At 53.9% G+C, this 18,327-nt stretch carries 18 protein-coding genes and 10 tRNA genes; 2 read left to right on the top strand and 26 right to left on the bottom strand.

Annotation, left to right across the window (positions count from 1 at the left end; genetic code table 11):
- Window positions 1-144: 144 nt before the first annotated feature.
- The 18 genes from KNP68_RS08190 to acpS form a co-directional block, all read right to left on the bottom strand.
- Window positions 145-221, bottom strand: a tRNA-Ile gene (locus tag KNP68_RS08190).
- Between the two features lie 10 nt (window positions 222-231).
- Window positions 232-308, bottom strand: a tRNA-Arg gene (locus KNP68_RS08195).
- Window positions 309-312: 4 nt separating this feature from the next.
- Window positions 313-400: transfer RNA gene (locus KNP68_RS08200), tRNA-Leu, on the bottom strand.
- 31 nt (window positions 401-431) lie between these two features.
- A tRNA-Lys gene (locus KNP68_RS08205) sits at window positions 432-507 on the bottom strand.
- Window positions 508-517: 10 nt separating this feature from the next.
- Window positions 518-589 (bottom strand) — tRNA-Gln (locus tag KNP68_RS08210).
- A 7-nt stretch (window positions 590-596) separates the two neighbouring features.
- Window positions 597-672, bottom strand: a tRNA-Asp gene (locus KNP68_RS08215).
- A gap of 23 nt (window positions 673-695) precedes the next feature.
- Window positions 696-771 (bottom strand) — tRNA-Val (locus KNP68_RS08220).
- Window positions 772-777: 6 nt separating this feature from the next.
- Window positions 778-852, bottom strand: a tRNA-Glu gene (locus tag KNP68_RS08225).
- A 27-nt stretch (window positions 853-879) separates the two neighbouring features.
- Window positions 880-971 (bottom strand) — tRNA-Ser (locus KNP68_RS08230).
- 9 nt (window positions 972-980) lie between these two features.
- Window positions 981-1,055 (bottom strand) — tRNA-Asn (locus KNP68_RS08235).
- Window positions 1,056-1,265: 210 nt separating this feature from the next.
- Window positions 1,266-3,392, bottom strand: a complete 2,127-nt coding sequence (locus KNP68_RS08240; protein ID WP_214799471.1) for a Tex family protein — start codon at window positions 3,390-3,392, stop codon at window positions 1,266-1,268.
- A 75-nt stretch (window positions 3,393-3,467) separates the two neighbouring features.
- Window positions 3,468-4,268 carry an RNA polymerase sigma factor SigB gene (gene sigB / locus KNP68_RS08245; protein WP_016510526.1) on the bottom strand — a complete coding sequence of 267 codons (801 nt, stop codon included), beginning with the start codon at window positions 4,266-4,268 and terminating at the stop codon, window positions 3,468-3,470.
- Window positions 4,234-4,710, bottom strand: a complete 477-nt coding sequence (gene rsbW, locus KNP68_RS08250; protein ID WP_029596221.1) for an anti-sigma B factor RsbW — start codon at window positions 4,708-4,710, stop codon at window positions 4,234-4,236. The genes sigB and rsbW overlap by 35 nt, the downstream gene beginning before the upstream one ends.
- Window positions 4,707-5,033 (bottom strand): STAS domain-containing protein, encoded by a 327-nt coding sequence (locus KNP68_RS08255; protein WP_021068183.1) that lies wholly within the window; start codon window positions 5,031-5,033, stop codon window positions 4,707-4,709. The genes rsbW and KNP68_RS08255 overlap by 4 nt, the downstream gene beginning before the upstream one ends.
- Window positions 5,034-5,173: 140 nt before the next feature.
- Window positions 5,174-5,524, bottom strand: a complete 351-nt coding sequence (locus tag KNP68_RS08260) for a type II toxin-antitoxin system PemK/MazF family toxin (RefSeq protein WP_029596222.1) — start codon at window positions 5,522-5,524, stop codon at window positions 5,174-5,176.
- Window positions 5,525-5,529: 5 nt separating this feature from the next.
- A complete protein-coding gene (locus KNP68_RS08265) occupies window positions 5,530-5,808 on the bottom strand; it encodes a hypothetical protein (RefSeq protein ID WP_021068181.1) in 279 nt (92 codons plus the stop codon).
- Window positions 5,809-5,937: 129 nt separating this feature from the next.
- Window positions 5,938-7,014: an alanine racemase gene (gene alr, locus KNP68_RS08270; RefSeq protein WP_214799349.1), complete on the bottom strand. Its 1,077-nt coding sequence runs from the start codon at window positions 7,012-7,014 to the stop codon at window positions 5,938-5,940.
- The gene (gene acpS / locus KNP68_RS08275; protein WP_214799351.1) at window positions 6,992-7,369 is read right to left on the bottom strand and encodes a holo-ACP synthase; all 378 of its coding nucleotides are present in this window, start codon (window positions 7,367-7,369) and stop codon (window positions 6,992-6,994) included. The genes alr and acpS overlap by 23 nt, the downstream gene beginning before the upstream one ends.
- 63 nt (window positions 7,370-7,432) lie before the next feature.
- On the opposite strand from acpS, the gene KNP68_RS08280 reads away from it, so the two are divergent.
- On the top strand, window positions 7,433-8,158 hold the full coding sequence (locus KNP68_RS08280) for a rhomboid family intramembrane serine protease (protein WP_131471554.1): 726 nt from the start codon (window positions 7,433-7,435) through the stop codon (window positions 8,156-8,158).
- Window positions 8,159-8,206: 48 nt separating this feature from the next.
- Here KNP68_RS08280 and argF read toward each other — a convergent pair whose 3' ends face one another.
- The 7 genes from argF to argC are packed head-to-tail and all read right to left on the bottom strand — an operon-like array spanning window position 8,207 to window position 17,326.
- Window positions 8,207-9,133, bottom strand: a complete 927-nt coding sequence (argF, locus tag KNP68_RS08285) for an ornithine carbamoyltransferase (protein WP_214799353.1) — start codon at window positions 9,131-9,133, stop codon at window positions 8,207-8,209.
- Window positions 9,130-12,150: a carbamoyl-phosphate synthase (glutamine-hydrolyzing) large subunit gene (gene carB, locus KNP68_RS08290; protein ID WP_214799355.1), complete on the bottom strand. Its 3,021-nt coding sequence runs from the start codon at window positions 12,148-12,150 to the stop codon at window positions 9,130-9,132. Before carB ends, argF begins: the two co-directional genes overlap by 4 nt.
- Window positions 12,143-13,192 carry a carbamoyl phosphate synthase small subunit gene (locus tag KNP68_RS08295; protein WP_214799357.1) on the bottom strand — a complete coding sequence of 350 codons (1,050 nt, stop codon included), beginning with the start codon at window positions 13,190-13,192 and terminating at the stop codon, window positions 12,143-12,145. Before KNP68_RS08295 ends, carB begins: the two co-directional genes overlap by 8 nt.
- Window positions 13,189-14,334 (bottom strand): aspartate aminotransferase family protein, encoded by a 1,146-nt coding sequence (locus KNP68_RS08300; protein ID WP_214799358.1) that lies wholly within the window; start codon window positions 14,332-14,334, stop codon window positions 13,189-13,191. Before KNP68_RS08300 ends, KNP68_RS08295 begins: the two co-directional genes overlap by 4 nt.
- The gene (gene argB, locus KNP68_RS08305) at window positions 14,294-15,073 is read right to left on the bottom strand and encodes an acetylglutamate kinase (protein ID WP_214799360.1); all 780 of its coding nucleotides are present in this window, start codon (window positions 15,071-15,073) and stop codon (window positions 14,294-14,296) included. The genes KNP68_RS08300 and argB overlap by 41 nt, the downstream gene beginning before the upstream one ends.
- On the bottom strand, window positions 15,070-16,287 hold the full coding sequence (argJ, locus tag KNP68_RS08310) for a bifunctional glutamate N-acetyltransferase/amino-acid acetyltransferase ArgJ (protein ID WP_131471566.1): 1,218 nt from the start codon (window positions 16,285-16,287) through the stop codon (window positions 15,070-15,072). The genes argB and argJ overlap by 4 nt, the downstream gene beginning before the upstream one ends.
- Before the next feature lie 13 nt (window positions 16,288-16,300).
- On the bottom strand, window positions 16,301-17,326 hold the full coding sequence (gene argC / locus KNP68_RS08315; RefSeq protein WP_214799362.1) for an N-acetyl-gamma-glutamyl-phosphate reductase: 1,026 nt from the start codon (window positions 17,324-17,326) through the stop codon (window positions 16,301-16,303).
- 179 nt (window positions 17,327-17,505) lie between these two features.
- Between argC and KNP68_RS08320 the strand changes: the two genes are divergently transcribed.
- Window positions 17,506-17,952, top strand: coding sequence for a YusW family protein (locus tag KNP68_RS08320; protein ID WP_165569424.1), 447 nt, complete (start codon window positions 17,506-17,508; stop codon window positions 17,950-17,952).
- Window positions 17,953-17,990: 38 nt separating this feature from the next.
- Here KNP68_RS08320 and KNP68_RS08325 read toward each other — a convergent pair whose 3' ends face one another.
- A complete protein-coding gene (locus KNP68_RS08325; protein ID WP_131471572.1) occupies window positions 17,991-18,308 on the bottom strand; it encodes a hypothetical protein in 318 nt (105 codons plus the stop codon).
- Window positions 18,309-18,327: the final 19 nt, after the last annotated feature.

The following is an 18,327-nucleotide window of genomic DNA, read 5'->3' on the forward strand; positions in this document are numbered from 1 at the left end:
CCGCCAGCGTTCGTCCTGAGCCAGGATCAAACTCTCCAAAGAATTTGATATAGCTCTTTAAAAATGACGAAGCTTGCGCTTCATTCAAAAATTGTAAAACTTTTTTTGCCTCATCGTTCAGTTTTCAAAGTTCGTCAGTTTAAATGGTGGGCCTAAGTGGACTCGAACCACCGACCTCACGCTTATCAGGCGTGCGCTCTAACCGGCTGAGCTATAGGCCCATAATAAAAATGGTGCACCCTGAGAGATTCGAACTCCCGGCCTTTAGATTCGTAGTCTAACGCTCTATCCAGCTGAGCTAAGGGTGCATATTGGTGCGGTCGAGAGGACTTGAACCTCCACGGTGTTAACCACCACTAGGCCCTCAACCTAGCGCGTCTACCGATTCCGCCACGACCGCAGCGTATTAAGGTGTTACGAGGGATAAAAAATGGTGAGTCATGCAGGGCTCGAACCTGCGACCCTCTGATTAAAAGTCAGATGCTCTACCAACTGAGCTAATGACTCAAATTATAAGCTGGGCCGGAAGGGATCGAACCTTCGCATGTCGGAATCAAAATCCGATGCCTTACCACTTGGCTACGGCCCAACGTAAATGGCGGTCTTGACGGGATTTGAACCCGCGATCTCCTGCGTGACAGGCAGGCATGTTAACCCCTACACCACAAGACCGTTATACGTGCTTAAATTTGAAATGGTGGAGGATGACGGGATCGAACCGCCGACCCCCTGCTTGTAAGGCAGGTGCTCTCCCAGCTGAGCTAATCCTCCGTATGATGGTGACCCGTACGGGATTCGAACCCGTGTTACCGCCGTGAAAGGGCGGTGTCTTAACCGCTTGACCAACGGGCCAGATGTATGTGTTTTCTAAAAATTAAGTGGCGGAGACGGAGGGATTCGAACCCTCGCACCGGTTTCCCAGCCTACTCCCTTAGCAGGGGAGCCCCTTATAGCCTCTTGGGTACGTCTCCAAAATAAAATGGCTCCGCAAGTAGGATTTGAACCTACGACCTACCGGTTAACAGCCGGTTGCTCTACCACTGAGCTATTGCGGAACGTTGCTTGAATTTATCGAAGTAACGATTTAAATTGTAACCGCAAACCAGAAACCTGTCAATCACTTTTTTAGAAAAGCTTTAATATTCCATGTCGTCTCTCGGCGACTTCTATAAGATAGCACGGGCAGAAAAGACCGTCAACACTTTTTTATAAAAAAACCCGAGCAAAATGAAAAACATTTTGCCCGGTACTAGTTCCTTCTTAATTTAACGCTTCGGCTCCAACATCGTGAGACTGATCCGTCCACGATTGGCGTCCACTTGTTCAATCCATACGGTGACGATATCACCGACTGCAACGACATCAAGCGGATGCTTGACGTAGCGATTCGACAATTTCGAAATATGGACGAGTCCATCTTGCTTCACCCCGATATCAACGAACGCCCCAAAGTCGATGACGTTTCGCACCGTCCCTTGGAACTCCATCCCCACTTGAAGGTCCTCCAAGTTCATAACGTCGGTCCGAAGCAATGGTTTCTGAATATCTTCGCGCGGGTCACGTCCAGGCTTCGCGAGCGACTTCAAGATATCTTCGACTGTCGGTAGTCCGGCATCTAGCTTCTCACTTAGCACTTTGGCATCGACCGTCTTTAATCGTTCCCGCAGTTCGGCCGTGCCAACAGCTTGTTTCGAAACACCGAGTTCCTTCAATAGAGAGAGTGTCAGTTTATAGCTCTCTGGATGAATCTCCGTCTGGTCGAGTACGTCGCTCCCGTTCGTAATTCGTAAAAAGCCGGCTGCTTGTTCATACGCCTTCGCTCCAAGACGTGGTACTTTCTTGATTTCTTTCCGTGTATCAAACCGGCCGAACTCGTCACGATACGCGACAATATTTTTAGCCGTCGTCTTATTCAATCCGGATACATACGTGAGCAGTGACTCCGAAGCCCGGTTCACATCGACGCCGACCATGTTGACGACACTCTCGACAACGAACTCGAGCGACCCTTTCAACTTGTTCTGACTGACGTCATGCTGATATTGCCCGACCCCGACAGACTGCGGATCGACTTTGACGAGTTCCGCCATCGCGTCTTGAATGCGTCGAGCAATCGAGACGGCCGAACGTTCTTCCACTTTCAATTCCGGGAACTCTGATCGGGCAATTTCTGAAGCCGAATAGACACTCGCCCCCGCCTCGTTGACGATGGCATAGGCTATCTCGCGTTCCGCCTTCTTTAGCCAGTTCGATACGAACTGTTCCGTCTCACGGGATGCGGTCCCATTCCCGATGACGATAACCGAGATTGGATAACGTTTCACGAGTGACGCCAACACTTTCTCTGAGCCCGCGACATCGTGTTTCGGTGCCGTCGGATAGAAGACACCGACCTCTTCGACTTTTCCGATTTCATTGACGACGGCCCATTTACAACCTGTGCGATAGGCTGGGTCAATTCCTAGGACGACGACCTCACGAAGCGGTGGTTGCATGTAGAGCTGTTTCAAGTTTTTTGAGAACACGTCGATTGCCTGTTCTTCAGCCGTCTCAGTCAACTCGCTCCGGACCTCGCGTTCGATGGCCGGGAACACCGACTTCTTGAAGGCGTCCTTCACGGCGAGCGTAACGAGTTCACGTTTCTCCGTCGGCAAGCGGTCAAACTTGCCGAGCGCTTGTCGCATGAAACCCGTCTCGTCGAAGACGATCTTCACTTGCAACACATCCGTGCGCTCTCCACGGTTCAAGGCGAGGATTCGGTGTGGGACGATTCCTGCGATTTTCTCTTCATATTCATAATACTGGGCGAACACTTCTTTCTCATCTTCCGCCTGCTTTTTCTTCTGTGAACGAAGGAGCGCCTCTTTCCGGACTCGTGTACGGAGTGATTGTCGAAGCGTCGCCACTTCGCCCCACTCCTCCCCGATAATCGATTGGACGAACGGAAGTGCTTCTTCAAGCGAGAGGTCCCCTGCTAACGACTGCGCTTCGGTCACCGAATATGGTGTTGGTTGACGATACCAGTCAGCGAGCGGTTGGAGCCCTTTCTCCCGACCTTGTTCGGCTTTCGTCCGTCGTTTCGGACGATACGGAAGGTAGATGTCATCGACTTGTTGCAGGCTCGTCGCCGTTTCAAGCGCACGGGTCAACTCTGGTGTCGCCTTCTCGAGTTCTTCGAGTTTGGCGAGGACGTCCGTCTTACGTTTGTGCAAACTCTCTTCATATTGTAAGGCATCGAGAATGGCTTTGATTTCCACTTCATCGAGATTACCGGTCATTTCTTTACGGTACCGGGCCATGAACGGAATCGTCGCTCCGTCCGCGGCGAGTTGTTGCACCGTCTCGACTTGACTCGTCTTCAACTTCAAATCTTTTGCGATTTTCGTAATCAATCGAATCACTTCCTTTTCTCTTCTCTCTTGAAGTGTAGCAAACTCACGCGTGGACGACAAAAAAACGATGACCGTTTAGTCATCGTTTGAGAATACTTCATTGAGCGGGACTTTGATGGCCTCGCGTAATTTCTCGAGCGCACGACGCTGTAAGCGCGATACGTGCATCTGTGAAATCCCAAGGAGCTCACCCGTCTCTTTTTGGCTCATGTTTTTATAATAAGCACATTCCAGAATCGCCTGTTCCCGTTCATTCAACACGCTGAACGCTTTTTCAAGGATGAGGCGCTGGTCAACCGATTCGTAACCACGTTCTTGACTCCCGACGAGGTCTAGGAGCGTGACGGTCGAACCTTCGTTGTCCGCTTCGATTGAGCTGTCGACGGAAAGGGCTTGGTAGCTCTTACCCATCTCGAGCGTTTCGAGAATCTCTTCATCCGATACGCCAAGATAATCGGCAATCTCATCTATGCGCGGTGAGCGTTGCAATTCGGTCGTCAATTCTTCGACCGTCTTCTTGATTTTCGGTCCAAGCTCTTTGATTCGGCGTGGGACGTGGACGCTCCACGTCTTGTCCCGGATGAAACGCTTGATTTCACCGATAATCGTCGGAACGGCGAACGACTCGAAACTGCGTCCAAACTCAGGGTCGAAACGGCGGAGGGCAGCGAGAAGTCCGATCATCCCGACTTGAACGAGATCATCATGGATGGCCCGGCCCCGCGAAAACTTTCGCGCGAGCGCCTCAACGAGGTCTGAGTATCGGTTGATGAGGAGCATTTGGACTTCTTCATTTTGATCGTCCTGTTGATAACGCTCAATCCACTCTAATACTTCATCATCACTGTGATGGCGTTGTTGAGATTTTGCTGGCACTCTGATCCACCTCGTCCCTGTTAAGGAGTTTCGTCATCGTCACCTTGACACCATTGTCCTTGTTGATCGAGACGTCATCCATTAAGGCTTCAATGAGGAAAAGACCGAGTCCTCCTTCGTGAAGCGATTCGATTTCAGCCGTCTCTTCGACTGGCGCCGCTTGGCGTTTCACGTCGTCGGCAAATGTTTTGCCCGAGTCTTCAATCGTCATTTCGAGACGATCTTCATAAACGCCGCACGTGAGCTTCACTTCACCCTCTTGATCTTCATAGGCATGTTGAACAGCATTGCCACAGGCTTCCGAGACCGCGATTTTAATATCTTCGATCTCGTCGTACGTATATCCCATACGGTTAGCGATTCCTGAGACGACTAAACGGACCACACCGACATACTCCGGTTTGGCCGGGAACGTCATCACCGTCTGTTCGATGTTACTCATTGCGTGCCACCTCTTACGTTTGTATTGATCGAAAGCAACTTGTGCAGCCCTGTCAATTCAAAGAGACGGTTGACGCGGTCGGTGACGCCGACGAGCGACAACTCTTTCTCGTTACGTTTGGCTATTTTAAGGGCACCGACAAATACGCCAAGACCAGTTGAATCCATATAGTCCACTTCATCCAAATGAACGGTAACATCCTGCTCCGTAATAGCCGGGTGCAAGACTTCCTTCAATTTTGGTGCGGTATATGTATCCACTTCTCCGGATACGTAAAGGTGTAATTGTTCTCCAATGACTTGCTCGCGAATCGCTAAATCCATCGTATATTCCCTCCTAATGTGCGTACAGAAAAATTGAGTACGATTAAACTAAATTCCCGTTTTACAGAATTCTAAACTATTTTTTGAAGATTTTTTTGAAAAAAAACCGATACCCATGTATCGGTTTCTTTATATGTAAGCTAGAGAGGGATTAATCCCAGACTAATCTCTAGCGCTCGGTCAACTTTGTGCATCGTCTCATCATCGAGATGAGTGACTTTATCTGTCAGACGACGCTTATCAATCGTTCGAATCTGTTCAAGCAAAATCACGGAATCTCGTTCGAGACCATGTTTGACTTGATATACCTCTACATGAGTCGGCAGTTTTGCTTTCTGGATCTGAGCCGTAATCGCAGCGACAATGACGGTCGGGCTAAAGCGATTGCCGATATCGTTTTGAATGACGAGAACCGGACGAACTCCACCTTGCTCTGAACCGACTACGGGCGACAGATTCGCATAAAACACGTCACCACGCTTTACGATCACTCCGCTCACACCCCGCTTACTTGACGTAAGAGAGCATGTTCGGCTTCCGTCTCAATCATCAGCATCTCTTCTGCCATATTCAAATTAAACGCGGCCATCTCTTGATAGCCTCTCGCCAATTCTTCGCGCAGTGTTTGTTGTCGATCAGCAATTTCTTTGGACAAGTACGTCACTACATCGTTCAATGACAATGATTCACGATCTTTCATCGAAATCGGACCCACATGTTGCGAGAACCGATCTGGAACGGACGCTAAAGCACCCGCAGTTCGCTGTTTCAACATCTTACACCTCCAGAATCGTTTCAATGACTGGCGGAAATCTTCCCGCGTTCTTTACCAATATAACACGCGAGTTTGGGAAAATATAGAGGATTCCCGAAAGAATTCAGATAATTTCACACGTTTTCCGCTTTACACATAACGTCGTGGGAGGCGGCTCGTCAATTGACAGACGACCTCGTAGTTGATTGTCTCGAGATGCGTGGCCAGTTCATCAATCGCGACCGGTCCACCGATGAGCGTGACGACCGTCCCGACCGGAACTGACTCGGGAAGCCTCACCATGAAGCGGTCCATACAGACACGACCGACAATCGGACAACGGTGACCGTTTACGTCGACTTTGAATCCGCTCGCTTTACGAATCCAGCCGTCGGCATATCCGACCGGCACGGTACCAATCCACTCATCTTCAGTCGTCGTATACGTCGCCCCGTAGCTGATCGTCTGTCCGGCCTCGAGTTGCTTCACTTGCATGAGCTTGCTCTTCAACGTGAAGGCTGGACGTAAGAATGAATAGAAGGAAGCCATCTCAGCCGACGGATACAATCCATAGAGCGCGATGCCGACCCGGACCAAGTTATACGGCACATCAAGTCCCGCCATACGGATGGCCCCGGCCGAGTTCGATGTGTGAATGTAACGGAATCGTGAATGGAGACCATCCATCAATTGAGCGAACCGCTCCTGTTGCTCATAATACAGCTGGCTGTCCGGCTCATCCGCCGTCGCGAAATGCGTATAGATACCTTCCACAACGAAGCGGTCATCGACCGCCTCGAGCAGCGCATCGAGTTCAGTGCGAGTCCGTAGACCGAGACGCCCCATCCCAGTATCAACTTTCACATGGACGGTGAGCGGTCGGTCAGATAAATAGCTGCTCGCCTCGCGCAACCAGTCGGCTGAAAAGACAGATAACGTCACATCATGCTCGGCCGCGACGCCTGCAAATTCTGGAAACTGGGCTTCCATAACGAGAATCGGTGCTTCAATCCCAGCCTCTCGGAGCTCGATGGCTTCTTCAAGCAAGGCCACGCCGAGCATCGTTGCCCCGTTCTCGAGTGCGATTTTCGCGACTTCGACGGCTCCATGTCCGTAAGCGTTCGCTTTGACGACGGCCATGAGCGCTTGCGGGATCCGTTTTTTGATTTCGATTACGTTATGCTTGATCGCCGCCCGATCAATTTCAATCCAACTTGGACGAAACATCGTGATCCCCCTCTTCAATGATGACTTGTGCCACGGCGTATTGCTCGCTGTGGCTGATACTCACATGAATCCGGCCTGAGTAAGGCGCCGTCATATGTGGTCGCCCGGCCTCATCCGGTAAGATTTCGATTTGTTGCCACGACAGGCCCCGGGCAATCCCGGTCCCGACCGCTTTGGCATACGCTTCTTTCGCCGCGAACCGTCCAGCGACGAATTCGATGCGGCGTTGTTCTGGATAGGCGTCGGCGAGCGCCCGCTCAGCTTCGGTCAACAGACGCGCGACGAAACGGTCATTCCTGATCGAGCGAGCAATCCGCTCGAGCTCGACGATATCGATTCCGATTCCCACAATCACAGGACACTCGCTCCTTTCCTTTTTCACTCGTTTCCTTATACAATTAAGGAAAGAGGTGATGCTATGTTTAGTCGTACTGAGAATGTTCAAACGTTCGTCCGAGCGTATCCGCTCGTAACGCTGTTCATTGTAATCCAACTGCTCGTGTTTGTCATCGATTCTTTGGTACCTGACCTCCGAATCGTCGCACTCGGTGGGTCGTTCCATCTCGCGCTCGCCCAAGGGGAATGGTACCGTCTTTTGACGGCCAACTTCATCCATTTAGGGCTCGGTCATCTGCTGTTCAACTCGTTCGCTTTGATTATCTTCGGTCCTGCCATGGAACGCATGGTCGGTCATATCAAATTCGCCGTGTTTTATCTCGTCGCCGGTGTCGTTGCCAACTTGCTGACGTTCTTCACGGTAAGTGAACTGTTCTACCTGCAGGCCGGTGCGTCAGGTGCGATTTTAGCGATTCTCGGCTTCTATGTGTACATCGGTCGGTTCCGCCGGACGCTCATCTATAGCCAGGACGCGCGACTCGTCTATATTTTCGTCGCCATCAGTGCCGTGTTCACGCTCATCGGGGCGAACGTGTCGCTCTGGGGACATGTGTACGGCTTCCTTGCCGGGTTCTTGCTCGCGATTCCGCTTTCCCGGTTCGCGGTCCCGTACTCGCGCCCGCTCCGTTACGGGAAGTACAAACCTCGCAAGTATTCGCCGCCCATCATTCATACGGGTGAAGGCAAATGGATTTTCTACGTGATCGTCGGACTGGCCGTGTTCGGTCTGTTCGCCCGCTTTTTATGATAGTAATAAAGAGAGGATTCGCCAAAGCGGCGAATCCTCTCTTTTGGGTTAGGCGAGCAGCGTGAGCATGAGCGCTTTTTGCGCATGTAAGCGATTCTCAGCTTGATCGAATACGACCGATTGCGGACCGTCGATGACGTCGGCCGTCACTTCTTCGCCGCGATGGGCCGGGAGGCAGTGCAGGAAAATCGCCTCCGACTTCGCTCGTTGCATGAGCGAAGCATCGACTTGGAACGTCGCAAACTGCGTCAACCGTTCCGCCGCTTCCGCTTCTTGCCCCATGCTCGCGAACACATCCGTGTAAATGACATCCGCACCCGTGGCGGCAGCAACCGGGTCTTGCCAAAGCGTGATGCTCCCCCCTGTCGTTGCCGCGAGTTCATTCGCTCGTTCGAAAATCTCGGTCTCGACCGTATATGCTTCTGGCGAGGCGATGCGGATGTGCATCCCACTGAGCGCGCCCCCGATCATGAGCGAGTGGGCCATATTGTTCCCGTCGCCGATGTACGTCAACGTCTTCCCTGTTCTCGTGCCGAACACTTCCTCGACCGTCAACAAGTCGGCGAGTACTTGGCACGGGTGATGGGAATCGGTCAATCCGTTGATGATTGGAATCGAACCTGCCGAAGCGAGCGTCTCGACCGTCGCGTGGGCGTACGTCCGAATCATGAGCGCATCGACATAACGGCTCATGACTTGTATCGTATCCGTCAGCGGTTCCCCACGCCCGATTTGTAAATCACTGCTGCTCAAGAACAGCGGATAACCGCCGAGTTCGACGACACCGACCTCGAACGACATCCGGGTCCGGGTCGAGGCCTTCTCGAACAAGAGCGCCACTTTCTTGCCGGCGAGCGCCGACTGGAACGCTTCCGGCTGTCGTTTCACTTCGGCCGCGAGTCCAAGCAAGTCGTCGAGGGCGGACGGAGTCAGCTCCTCGAGTGTCAGTAGATGATTGATGGTTTTCGTCGTCATAATGGTAGTCCCTCTCCTGTCTGCATCGTTTGAAGTGAACGGACCGGCATCGGTTCCGCTTGCATCGCTTGTTGATAGTATTCGGCAAGATGTGTCTCCGAGATGATGTGGACGCCATTTCGGACCGCCGTCTCACGTGCCGCTTGCTCTTCTGGTGCGTTCGAGAATAGGACCGACACGTTTTGGAACTCGGTCGTCTCATCAAGCGTTTGATCACTATATGACGACCAGCCTTGGCTGGCTACGGTCTCAGTGCGATTCATGACGCGCGTCGTCGTCGCATCGTAACAGAACCGTTCGGACACGTAAGGGGTCATGCTGAATTGGAGTGTCTCTCCGGTCGAGCGCATGACGGGTCCGGTGAGCGGGTCGACGCCTGGCAATTTCAAACTCGAGAACACCGGTGTCTTGATGGCATAGCCGCTCCATACCGGACGTGCCTCTGGGACGACGGTTGCCAACTCATGGCCGAACGCCGCGAGCGTCGCCCATTCGATGAGTGGTTCCCCGGTCACTTTACTGACGATTGGGACCGTCCGAGATGCACGCGGATTGATTTCGAGCACGTAAATGACGTCGCCCTTCAAAACGAATTGGATATTGAGCGCGCCCCGGTACGTGAGTGCTCGCCCGATTGTTTGAACGATGGCTTCAATCTCGGCTTGTTGCGCGAGTGACGTCTTGATCGGCGGCAGAATCATCGTCGAATCGCCCGAATGGACACCGGCTGCCTCAATCTGTTCGAGCAAGACCGGAACGTAGACGGTTTTCCCGTCAGTGACACAGTCGACTTCGAGTTCACGTCCATCGACATACGCATCGACGAGGAGCGGATAAGTCAAGTGCGGTTCGACTTGAGCCAACTCCGCCGCAGTCCGGATGATATACATGCCTTTTCCACCGATGACGTAGGAGGGACGGACGACACATGGATACCCGAGACGATCGATCGCGGACGTCAACTCGTCAACTGATCCGACCTCTTCTCCAGGGATGTGGGCCACCCCGATTTCGTCAAGGAATTGATAGAACCGATCCCGGTCCTCCATTTGATCGATGACGTCTGCCGTCGCCCCGAGCAAGTGGTAGCCTTTGGTTTCTAGCGCACGGGCGAGTGAGATGCCGGTCTGGCCGCCGAACTGGATGAGGACGTCCTGACAGCCTTCTGCCTCCAATACGTGGACGACATCTTCAAACGTCAACGGTTCGACGTACAGTTTGTCTGCGACCGTGAAGTCGGTTGACACCGTCTCCGGATTGTTGTTGATCATAATCGTCTCGACCCCGAGCTTTTGAAGGGCCCAGACAGCGTGCACCGAACTGTAATCGAACTCGATACCTTGCCCGATGCGAATCGGCCCTGACCCGATGATGGCGACTTTCGGGCGCTCGCTCGGCACGACTTCAGACGTCCCGTGCCACGACCCGTAAAAGTACGGTGTGTGGCTCTCGAACTCGGCGGCACACGTATCAATCATCTGATAGACCGGATGGATGTCGTGTTCGAGCCGCATCGCTGCGACTGCGTCGGCCGTGACGTTCATCTGTTGCGCAATCTGGGCGTCAGTGAAACCGAACCGTTTCGCTCGCAACAAGTTTTCTTTCATAGACAGGTCCAGACGGATTGTCGTCACGAGTCGCTCGAACGTCATCATGAAGTGCGGGGCGATACCCGTCAGCGCTTCAAGCTGTGACGCCGTGGCGATTCCCCGATCGAGTAACGCGAGGCACGCCAGGAGACGACGATCGGTCGGTGCCGAAATTTCAGCGTAGAGCGCGTCAGGATCAGCTGTCGCCATCCAACTCGGATAGAGCGGACTCTGCTCGACACCGGCACCGCGCCACGCTTTCTGTAGCGCTTCTTCGAGTGTTTTGCCCATCGCCATGCTCTCCCCGGTCGCTTTCATCTGCGGTCCGAGCGTCCGGTCCGTCCCATTGAACAAATCGAACGGGAACGTCGGCACTTTCGCCGTCACATAATCGAGGGCCGGCTCGAAGCTCGCCATCGTCCCGTTCGTGACGGGATTGATGCAATCGTCGAGTCGTTCCCCGAGGGCAAGACGGGTGGCAATCTTCGCAATCGGATAACCGGTCGCCTTCGAGGCGAGCGCCGAGCTACGTGAGACACGCGGGTTCACTTCAATCACGTAATAGGCGTCTTCCGTCGGATGAACGGCGAACTGGATGTTACACCCGCCGACGACACCAAGTGCCGAGACGATTCGGAACGCGGCGCTCCGTAACGTCTGATGCATGACATCCGATAGTGTCTGGGCCGGGGCGAACACGACCGAATCGCCCGTATGGACGCCTACCGGGTCGATGTTTTCCATGTTGCAAACGATGATACACGTCCCGTTGGCGTCGCGCATGACCTCATATTCGAACTCTTTATACCCGGCGATACTCTGCTCGATTAAACACTGCGAGATGGGACTCGCCTCGAGACCACGTTGCGCAAGCGTGTAGGCGGCATCAATCGTCTCCGCAATCCCGCCGCCGGTACCGCCGAGCGTGAACGCCGGACGGACGATGAGCGGGACGCCCGTCTCGGCGATAAAGCCGTCAAGGGCTTCGATCGATTCGATGGTCGTGCTGACGGGGAGCGGTTCCCCAAGTTCGTTCATCTTCTGTTTGAACCGTTCGCGGTCCTCCCCGTCGCGAATCGTCTCGAGCGACGTCCCAAGGAGGGCGATCCCGTATCGTTCGAGCACACCGGCCTCGTCCAAGGCGAGCGCCAAATTGAGGGCGGTCTGCCCGCCGACCGTGGCAAGCAAGTGGGTCGGACGTTCTGTCTCGATAATCAACTCGGCCTTCTCTAACGTCATCGCCTCGATGTATGTGTGATCGGCCAAACCGGGATCGGTCATGATCGTGGCCGGGTTCGAGTTGAAGAGCACGACCTCACAGCCTGCTTCTCGAAGCGCTTGGCACGCCTGTGTGCCCGAATAGTCAAACTCGGCCGCCTGTCCGATGATAATCGGACCTGAACCGATGACGAGTACTTTCTTATGCATAGACGTTCACCCCTTGCTGAATCATTTCGTCGAAGCGGTCAAAGATGGCTTGTGCTTCCTTTGGTCCCGGACTGGCCTCCGGATGAAACTGGGCCGAGAGAATCGGGGCCGTCCGGTGCAATGTCCCTTCGACCGACAAATCGTTCACGTTCTCAAATAGTAGCTCGAGCGGCGTCGCTTCCAAACTGTCCCGTTTGACGACGTACCCGTGATTTTGCGACGTCATCCACACTTCACCCGTCTGGACGTTCCGGACCGGATGATTGGATCCGCGGTGTCCGTAAGCCTGTTTTTCAATCTCACACCCGAAGGCGAGCGCGAGCAGTTGATGGCCCATACAAATGCCGAGCGTCGGATACGCCAGTGACACTTCACGCACATCCTCGAGGTAGTCGATTAAATCACGTGGGTCTCCCGGACCGTTCGACACGAGAATCCCGGTCGGCGCGAGCGCGTGGACTTGGCCGGCCGTCGTATCGAACGGAACGACTGTCACCGCGTACCCTCGCTCCACCATCGCTTGAACCATCGACGCCTTCACGCCGAAATCAAGACAGACGATATGTCCGCTCGCCCCATCGCCGTGACGCACATGACTTGGCGTCGAAACGGTCTCCGTAATCTGATGTAGGTCCCCATCGAACGACACATCTGATTCCGACGTCATCACACCCCACTGATCCCCGTGTTCACGGAGGGCATGGACGAGCGAGCGCGTGTCGACGTCAGACAGTACCGGCACACCGGACTGCTCCAACCAATCCTTCAAGTCGGTCGCCGCCCCGTTGCCAGCTAACGTCTGGACGAGCACGCCCGCCACTTGAATGTCCGCACTTTCAGATGCTGCGTCGGTCAACCCATATTGTCCGATGAGCGGATATGTGAACGCGACGATTTGACCGGCGTACGAAGGATCGGTCAACACTTCTTGATAACCGGTCATCCCTGTGAAGAAGACGACCTCCCCTTTCGCCGAGCGCGCACTCGTCTCCCACGTCCCGTTGAACTGTTGACCGCTTTGTAACGTCACTGTCCCCGTCATGACACCATCTCCTTTGTAATCACATGTCCAATGATTGCGAGCGCCTCATCCACTTCGGCTTCTGTAAGCAACAAAGACGGCAAGAAGCGAATCACGTCAGGACCTGCCGCAACGACCAAGAGGCCAGCGTCTCGCAACTGTTCGATCCATGCCGCGACCGATTGCGTCGCGACGAGCCCGAGCATCAAACCGAGTCCACGTACCCCGGTGAATGTCTCTCCGTCGACAAATTGTTCCAAGCCCGCTCGTAATCGCGCGCCCATCGCATTGACGTGGGCAAGTGCGTCCGCCTCGAACAAAATGTCGAGCGTCGCTTCCGCCGCGGCCATCGCGAGCGGATTGCCGCCGAACGTCGAACCGTGACTGCCAGCCGTGAAGACGTGTTCCGCACCTGCTGCTGTCAAAATCGCTCCGACAGGAAAACCACTACCGAGCCCTTTCGCGAGCGTGACGACGTCCGGTTTAAGCGGTGTCTGTTCGAACGCGAAACGGGTACCTGTGCGGGCAATCCCGGTCTGCACCTCATCGACGACGATTTTGACACCATGCTCAGTCGCTTTCGCTTGAAGCGCTTCGAGCCATGCCGCGTCAGCGACGACGACCCCACCCTCGCCTTGGACGATTTCGAGCCAGACCGCAGCCGTCTCGTCATCGATCATGCCGAGTGCATCCATATCGTTGAACGGCGCGTGTACAAAATCAGACACCATCGGGCCGAATCCGGCTTTGACCTTGTCTTGTCCGGTCGCCCCGAGCATGGCGAACGAGCGACCGTGGAACGATTTCGTGAACGTCACGATTTTTGTCTTGTTCGTCCATTTCCGAATCAATTTGAATGCCCCTTCGTTCGCCTCGGTCCCGCTGTTACAGAAGAACGCATGCGTCAAATGCGTCCCTGACATGAGCGTCTCGGCGACGCGCGCTTGCCCGCTGATGTTGTAAAGGTTCGAGGTGTGCCACACTTTTTGAAGCTGCGCCTCTAGCGTTTGGCTCACGTGCGGATGACGATGACCCGTCCCGCAGACGGCGATGCCCATGACGAAATCGAGATACCGCTTCCCCGCCGTATCGGTCACGTAGGACCCGCTCGCCTGCTCAATCTCAATATGTCGTTGTCCGTATGTCGGTAGTAGTGAATGCATGGTGCACCTCCTGTAGTGTTGTCCCGGGATGAACCGGGTCCTTGCCGTCACGGATGACGGCGACTGCAATCCCTCCTGCTAGAGCTGCTAAGAGCGCCTCGGTTTTCGGGATCATCCCCCCATAGATATCCCCTGTGGTGATGGCCGTTTGGACGTCTTCACGTGTCAGCGTTTGACGGAACGTCCCATCAATCCGGATACCTGGGACGTCAGTGATCATTTCGAAGCAGTCGGCCTGCAGCGCGACCGCGACGGCAATCGCACAATCGTCCCCATTACAGTTCAACGTGCCTTCCGTACCGTGTAATAATGATGTCACGACAGGCACGTAGCGACCCGCGAGCAACAGCTGGAACAAGTCTGTCTCGACCCGGTCGACTTCACCGACCGCCCCGAGTTCCACCAATTGCTTTCCTGTCAGCGTCTGTCCGTCCACACCCGAGAGACCGACCGCTTGAATATGATGACGACCGAGGGCAGCGACGATTTCGGTCTGCATCTCCCCCGCGAGCACGCGCTCGGCACCGGTCAACACGTCCGCTGTCGTGACACGACGTCCGTCTTGAAACACCGGTTCGATTTGTTGGTGCTCGCAATAAGCGGACAACGCAGGTCCACCCCCATGAACGATCACAAGCTCATGCCCTGCTTCAATCCACTCCCGCCACTCGTTGAAATAGTCCGGATGGAGCGTGTCCCAGACGCTCCCGCCGAGCTTGACGACTTTTCGCTGTCTCATGTCCGGTAACTCGCATTGATTTTGACGTAGTCGTAGGTCAAATCGCAGCCATACGCCTGACCTTGTCCCGTTCCGTCCTGCAATCGGATGTGAATCGGGACGACGTCTTGTCCCATCTCTTCTGTCGCGAGCGCCTCATCGAACCAGACCGGTGCACTTTCTATCAATACATGCTGTGATCCGATGCGGATATCGACGTGATTCACGTCAATCGGTTGCTCCGAGGCACCGATGGCGGCGATGATACGACCCCAGTTCGCATCTTGTCCGTAGACTGCCGTCTTCACGAGCGACGAGCCGACGACTTGTTTCGCAATCATCCGCGCCGCCTCATCTGTCTTCGCTCCGACAACCTCGACCTCAATCAGTTTCGTCGCCCCTTCCCCGTCCCGGGCGATCGCCTTGGCGAGATCCGTGCACACGTCGGTCAACGCTTGGCGGAAGCGATCATAGGCTGGCGTTCCTTCGATGATTTCGTCCATCTCGGTCATCCCACTTGCCAACGCGAGTACCATATCGTTCGTCGAACTGTCCCCGTCGACGGTGATGCTGTTAAACGAGGCGTCCACACTCTGTTTCAGGGCCCGGCGCAAGACGTCGGGCGCAATGACGGCATCAGTCGTGATGAAGCCGAGCATCGTCGCCATGTTCGGATGAATCATCCCCGAGCCTTTGGCCACGCCCGCAATCGTCACGGTAGTGTCGCCTTCGATGTACGCGACGCCCGTACATTTCGTTCCCGTATCGGTCGTCAAAATCGCTTCCGCGAACGACTCCGCCCCAGCTTCTTCCTGGCTCGGTTCAAGTAAATCGATGCCGTTCAAGAGCGTCCCCATCGGCAACAGTTGACCGATGACACCTGTCGAGGCGATTGCCACTTCTTCCGGTTTGACACCGAGATGTTCGGCCGCCTTATCGCGCATCGCATACGCGTCCTCGAGCCCTTGTGGACCGGTGCAGGCGTTGGCGTTCCCACTGTTGATTAAGACGGCGCGAATCTTTCCGCCCGACGCGTGTAGCGTCTCTTTCGTCACTTGAATCGGAGCCGCTTGGAACTGATTCGTCGTATAGACCGCGGCGGCACTCGCCAACTGTTCACAGACGAGCAACGCCAAATCTTTGCGCTTCCGTTTCAGTCCGGCGTGCACCCCGCACGCCTGAAATCCTTTTGGCGTGACGACGTGGACGACAGGGCTCATCGTTGTTTCAATCATCCGTTCTACCTCCTTATATGTACTGGGGCTGTTCCGTCAACCCGGCCGTTTCATTTACTCCGAAGCGGACGTTGGCGTTTTGAATCGCCTGTCCGGCCGCACCTTTTTGCATGTTGTCGATGACGGAGACGATGGTCAATCGATTCGTCCGTGTATCGGCATACACCCAGATGTCACAATAGTTCGAGCCGACGGCCGTCCGAATCTCCGGTTCGCCTTGTTGCACCCGGATGAACGGCTCATTCGCATACGCCTCATTCAAGACATGCACCCAGCCCGCCTCGCTCTGTTGGATCGTCGGCACGACGCTCATCGTCGCCATGATGCCGCGATTGATCGGCAGCAGATGTGTCGAGAGCGACACCGTCGCCGGAATGCCCGACAACGTCTGGAGCGTCTGCTCGATTTCTGGAATGTGTTGATGTGTATGGACTTTATACAGTTGCACGTTTTCGTTGGAACGGGCATGATGCGTTTTGGCGCTGAGTCCTTTCCCGGCACCCGTGATACCGGAGCATGCCGAGACGATGATTTCGTTCGGGTCGATCCAACCGCCTTTCACGAACGGCAACAACCCGAGGGCGACCGCCGTGGCATAACACCCGGGATTGGCAATCCGATCGGCCGTCTTCACGGCATCCCGATTCCATTCCGTCAATCCATATACCGCCTGTGCTTGAAGCGATGTCGGTACGGCCGGTTTGTCGTACCACGTCTCGTAGCTCGATGCCGGCAGACGTAAGTCTCCGCTCAAATCGATGACGACGCCTTCATACTCCGTCAACTGCTTTACATATTGCGCCGACACCCCGCTCGGCGTCGCTAAAAAGATGACATCGATGTCGTCTAATACGTCCATCCGGAACGGTTCGAGCGTCAACTTGTCTGTTTCTAACCAGGGATACAGTTCTTCGAGCGTCAATCCCGCGCTCGAATCGCTCATCGCCCGGACGAGTGTGAACTCGGGATGTTTCCCGATGAGCTTTAACAGCTCCATCCCGGCGTACCCTGTGACGCCGACGATTCCACATGTGATCATCTGCCGAACCTCCTTAAAAGAATAAACTGATTAAAACATACGTATATTTATACTGTCAATTGTATTTTTATTCAATAAAGAAACAATTTTCTCTTCTCCCTCTCCAAAAACGTGTAAGTACAAAGCAAGACGGGAATTTATATGATATGAGAAAAAAGATAAAACTGGAGGGATTCAAAATGAAACGTTTGAAATGGGCTTTACCTGTGACAGCGACGTTATTGCTATTGGTCGGATGTGGGGATGCTGACGAAGTGACGAATCAACCGAGCGATGCACCGGTTGAGAACGAAGCGAATTCTGAAAACAATTCGATGTACACGTTCAATAAGTTCGAGCTCGACGTTGATTATCCAAACGTCAACGATGCCATTCAAGTCGAGTATGAGACAGAAATGAATTCGACCGAAGCGTCCTATGAACGAAAAGAAGACGATTTGAATTTGAGGGGGGACGAAGCGATGCAAGAACTCGATTCATTATTTGGCCAGTTAAACTTTGATAAAGACACGCCTGACGAAGAAGTTTTAAATCAAATTAAAGCCACGTTCAATGTGGAAGATGCACAAAGCATCGAGGCTGACGTGACGTTCACCGACGGCACGGAAAAAGAATATAGAGAGTAATAAAAAATGGCCAAGCGTCTAGCGCTTGGCCATTTGCATTAGATTTGATTTTTATGACGAGCGTCTTGAAGCGCATCGACCAAGTCTTTCACGTCTTCGACGAGATTTTGAATCGTATCTTGGTTTTCTTCATAGAGCGCCTTCAAATCCATGACACGATCTTTCAAACTCGCTTTCGAAGTGGCTTGAAGGCCGACCGAATGAGCTTGTGTTGACGTATCGTGCGACTTGAGACGTGATTTCATATGTTTGAGTTGGCTGACTTGTTGCTCACGCGTCTCTCTGTGGAGAAGCGATGCCCCAGCTCCAATGACGGCACCTGCGGCCATACCTAACCAGAAGTAGTTCTTGTTCATAAAAAATCCTCCCCTAACG

It is taken from the genome of Exiguobacterium sp. s50, assembly GCF_018618175.1.
GTDB lineage: Bacteria > Bacillota > Bacilli > Exiguobacteriales > Exiguobacteriaceae > Exiguobacterium > Exiguobacterium chiriqhucha.

Coding starts and splice junctions, on each gene's coding strand:
- KNP68_RS08265 (WP_021068181.1), bottom strand. CDS start 5,808: ATGTTGAAACAGCGAACTGCGGGTGCTTTAGCGTCCGTTCCAGATCGG.
- argJ (WP_131471566.1), bottom strand. CDS start 16,287: ATGATTGAAACAACGATGAGCCCTGTCGTCCACGTCGTCACGCCAAAA.
- KNP68_RS08255 (WP_021068183.1), bottom strand. CDS start 5,033: ATGGATTTAGCGATTCGCGAGCAAGTCATTGGAGAACAATTACACCTT.
- KNP68_RS08300 (WP_214799358.1), bottom strand. CDS start 14,334: ATGCATTCACTACTACCGACATACGGACAACGACATATTGAGATTGAG.
- KNP68_RS08325 (WP_131471572.1), bottom strand. CDS start 18,308: ATGAACAAGAACTACTTCTGGTTAGGTATGGCCGCAGGTGCCGTCATT.
- rsbW (WP_029596221.1), bottom strand. CDS start 4,710: ATGAGTAACATCGAACAGACGGTGATGACGTTCCCGGCCAAACCGGAG.
- KNP68_RS08295 (WP_214799357.1), bottom strand. CDS start 13,192: ATGACGGGGACAGTGACGTTACAAAGCGGTCAACAGTTCAACGGGACG.
- KNP68_RS08280 (WP_131471554.1), top strand. CDS start 7,433: ATGTTTAGTCGTACTGAGAATGTTCAAACGTTCGTCCGAGCGTATCCG.
- alr (WP_214799349.1), bottom strand. CDS start 7,014: ATGTTTCGTCCAAGTTGGATTGAAATTGATCGGGCGGCGATCAAGCAT.
- KNP68_RS08320 (WP_165569424.1), top strand. CDS start 17,506: ATGAAACGTTTGAAATGGGCTTTACCTGTGACAGCGACGTTATTGCTA.
- argB (WP_214799360.1), bottom strand. CDS start 15,073: ATGAGACAGCGAAAAGTCGTCAAGCTCGGCGGGAGCGTCTGGGACACG.
- carB (WP_214799355.1), bottom strand. CDS start 12,150: ATGCATAAGAAAGTACTCGTCATCGGTTCAGGTCCGATTATCATCGGA.
- argF (WP_214799353.1), bottom strand. CDS start 9,133: ATGACGACGAAAACCATCAATCATCTACTGACACTCGAGGAGCTGACT.
- argC (WP_214799362.1), bottom strand. CDS start 17,326: ATGATCACATGTGGAATCGTCGGCGTCACAGGGTACGCCGGGATGGAG.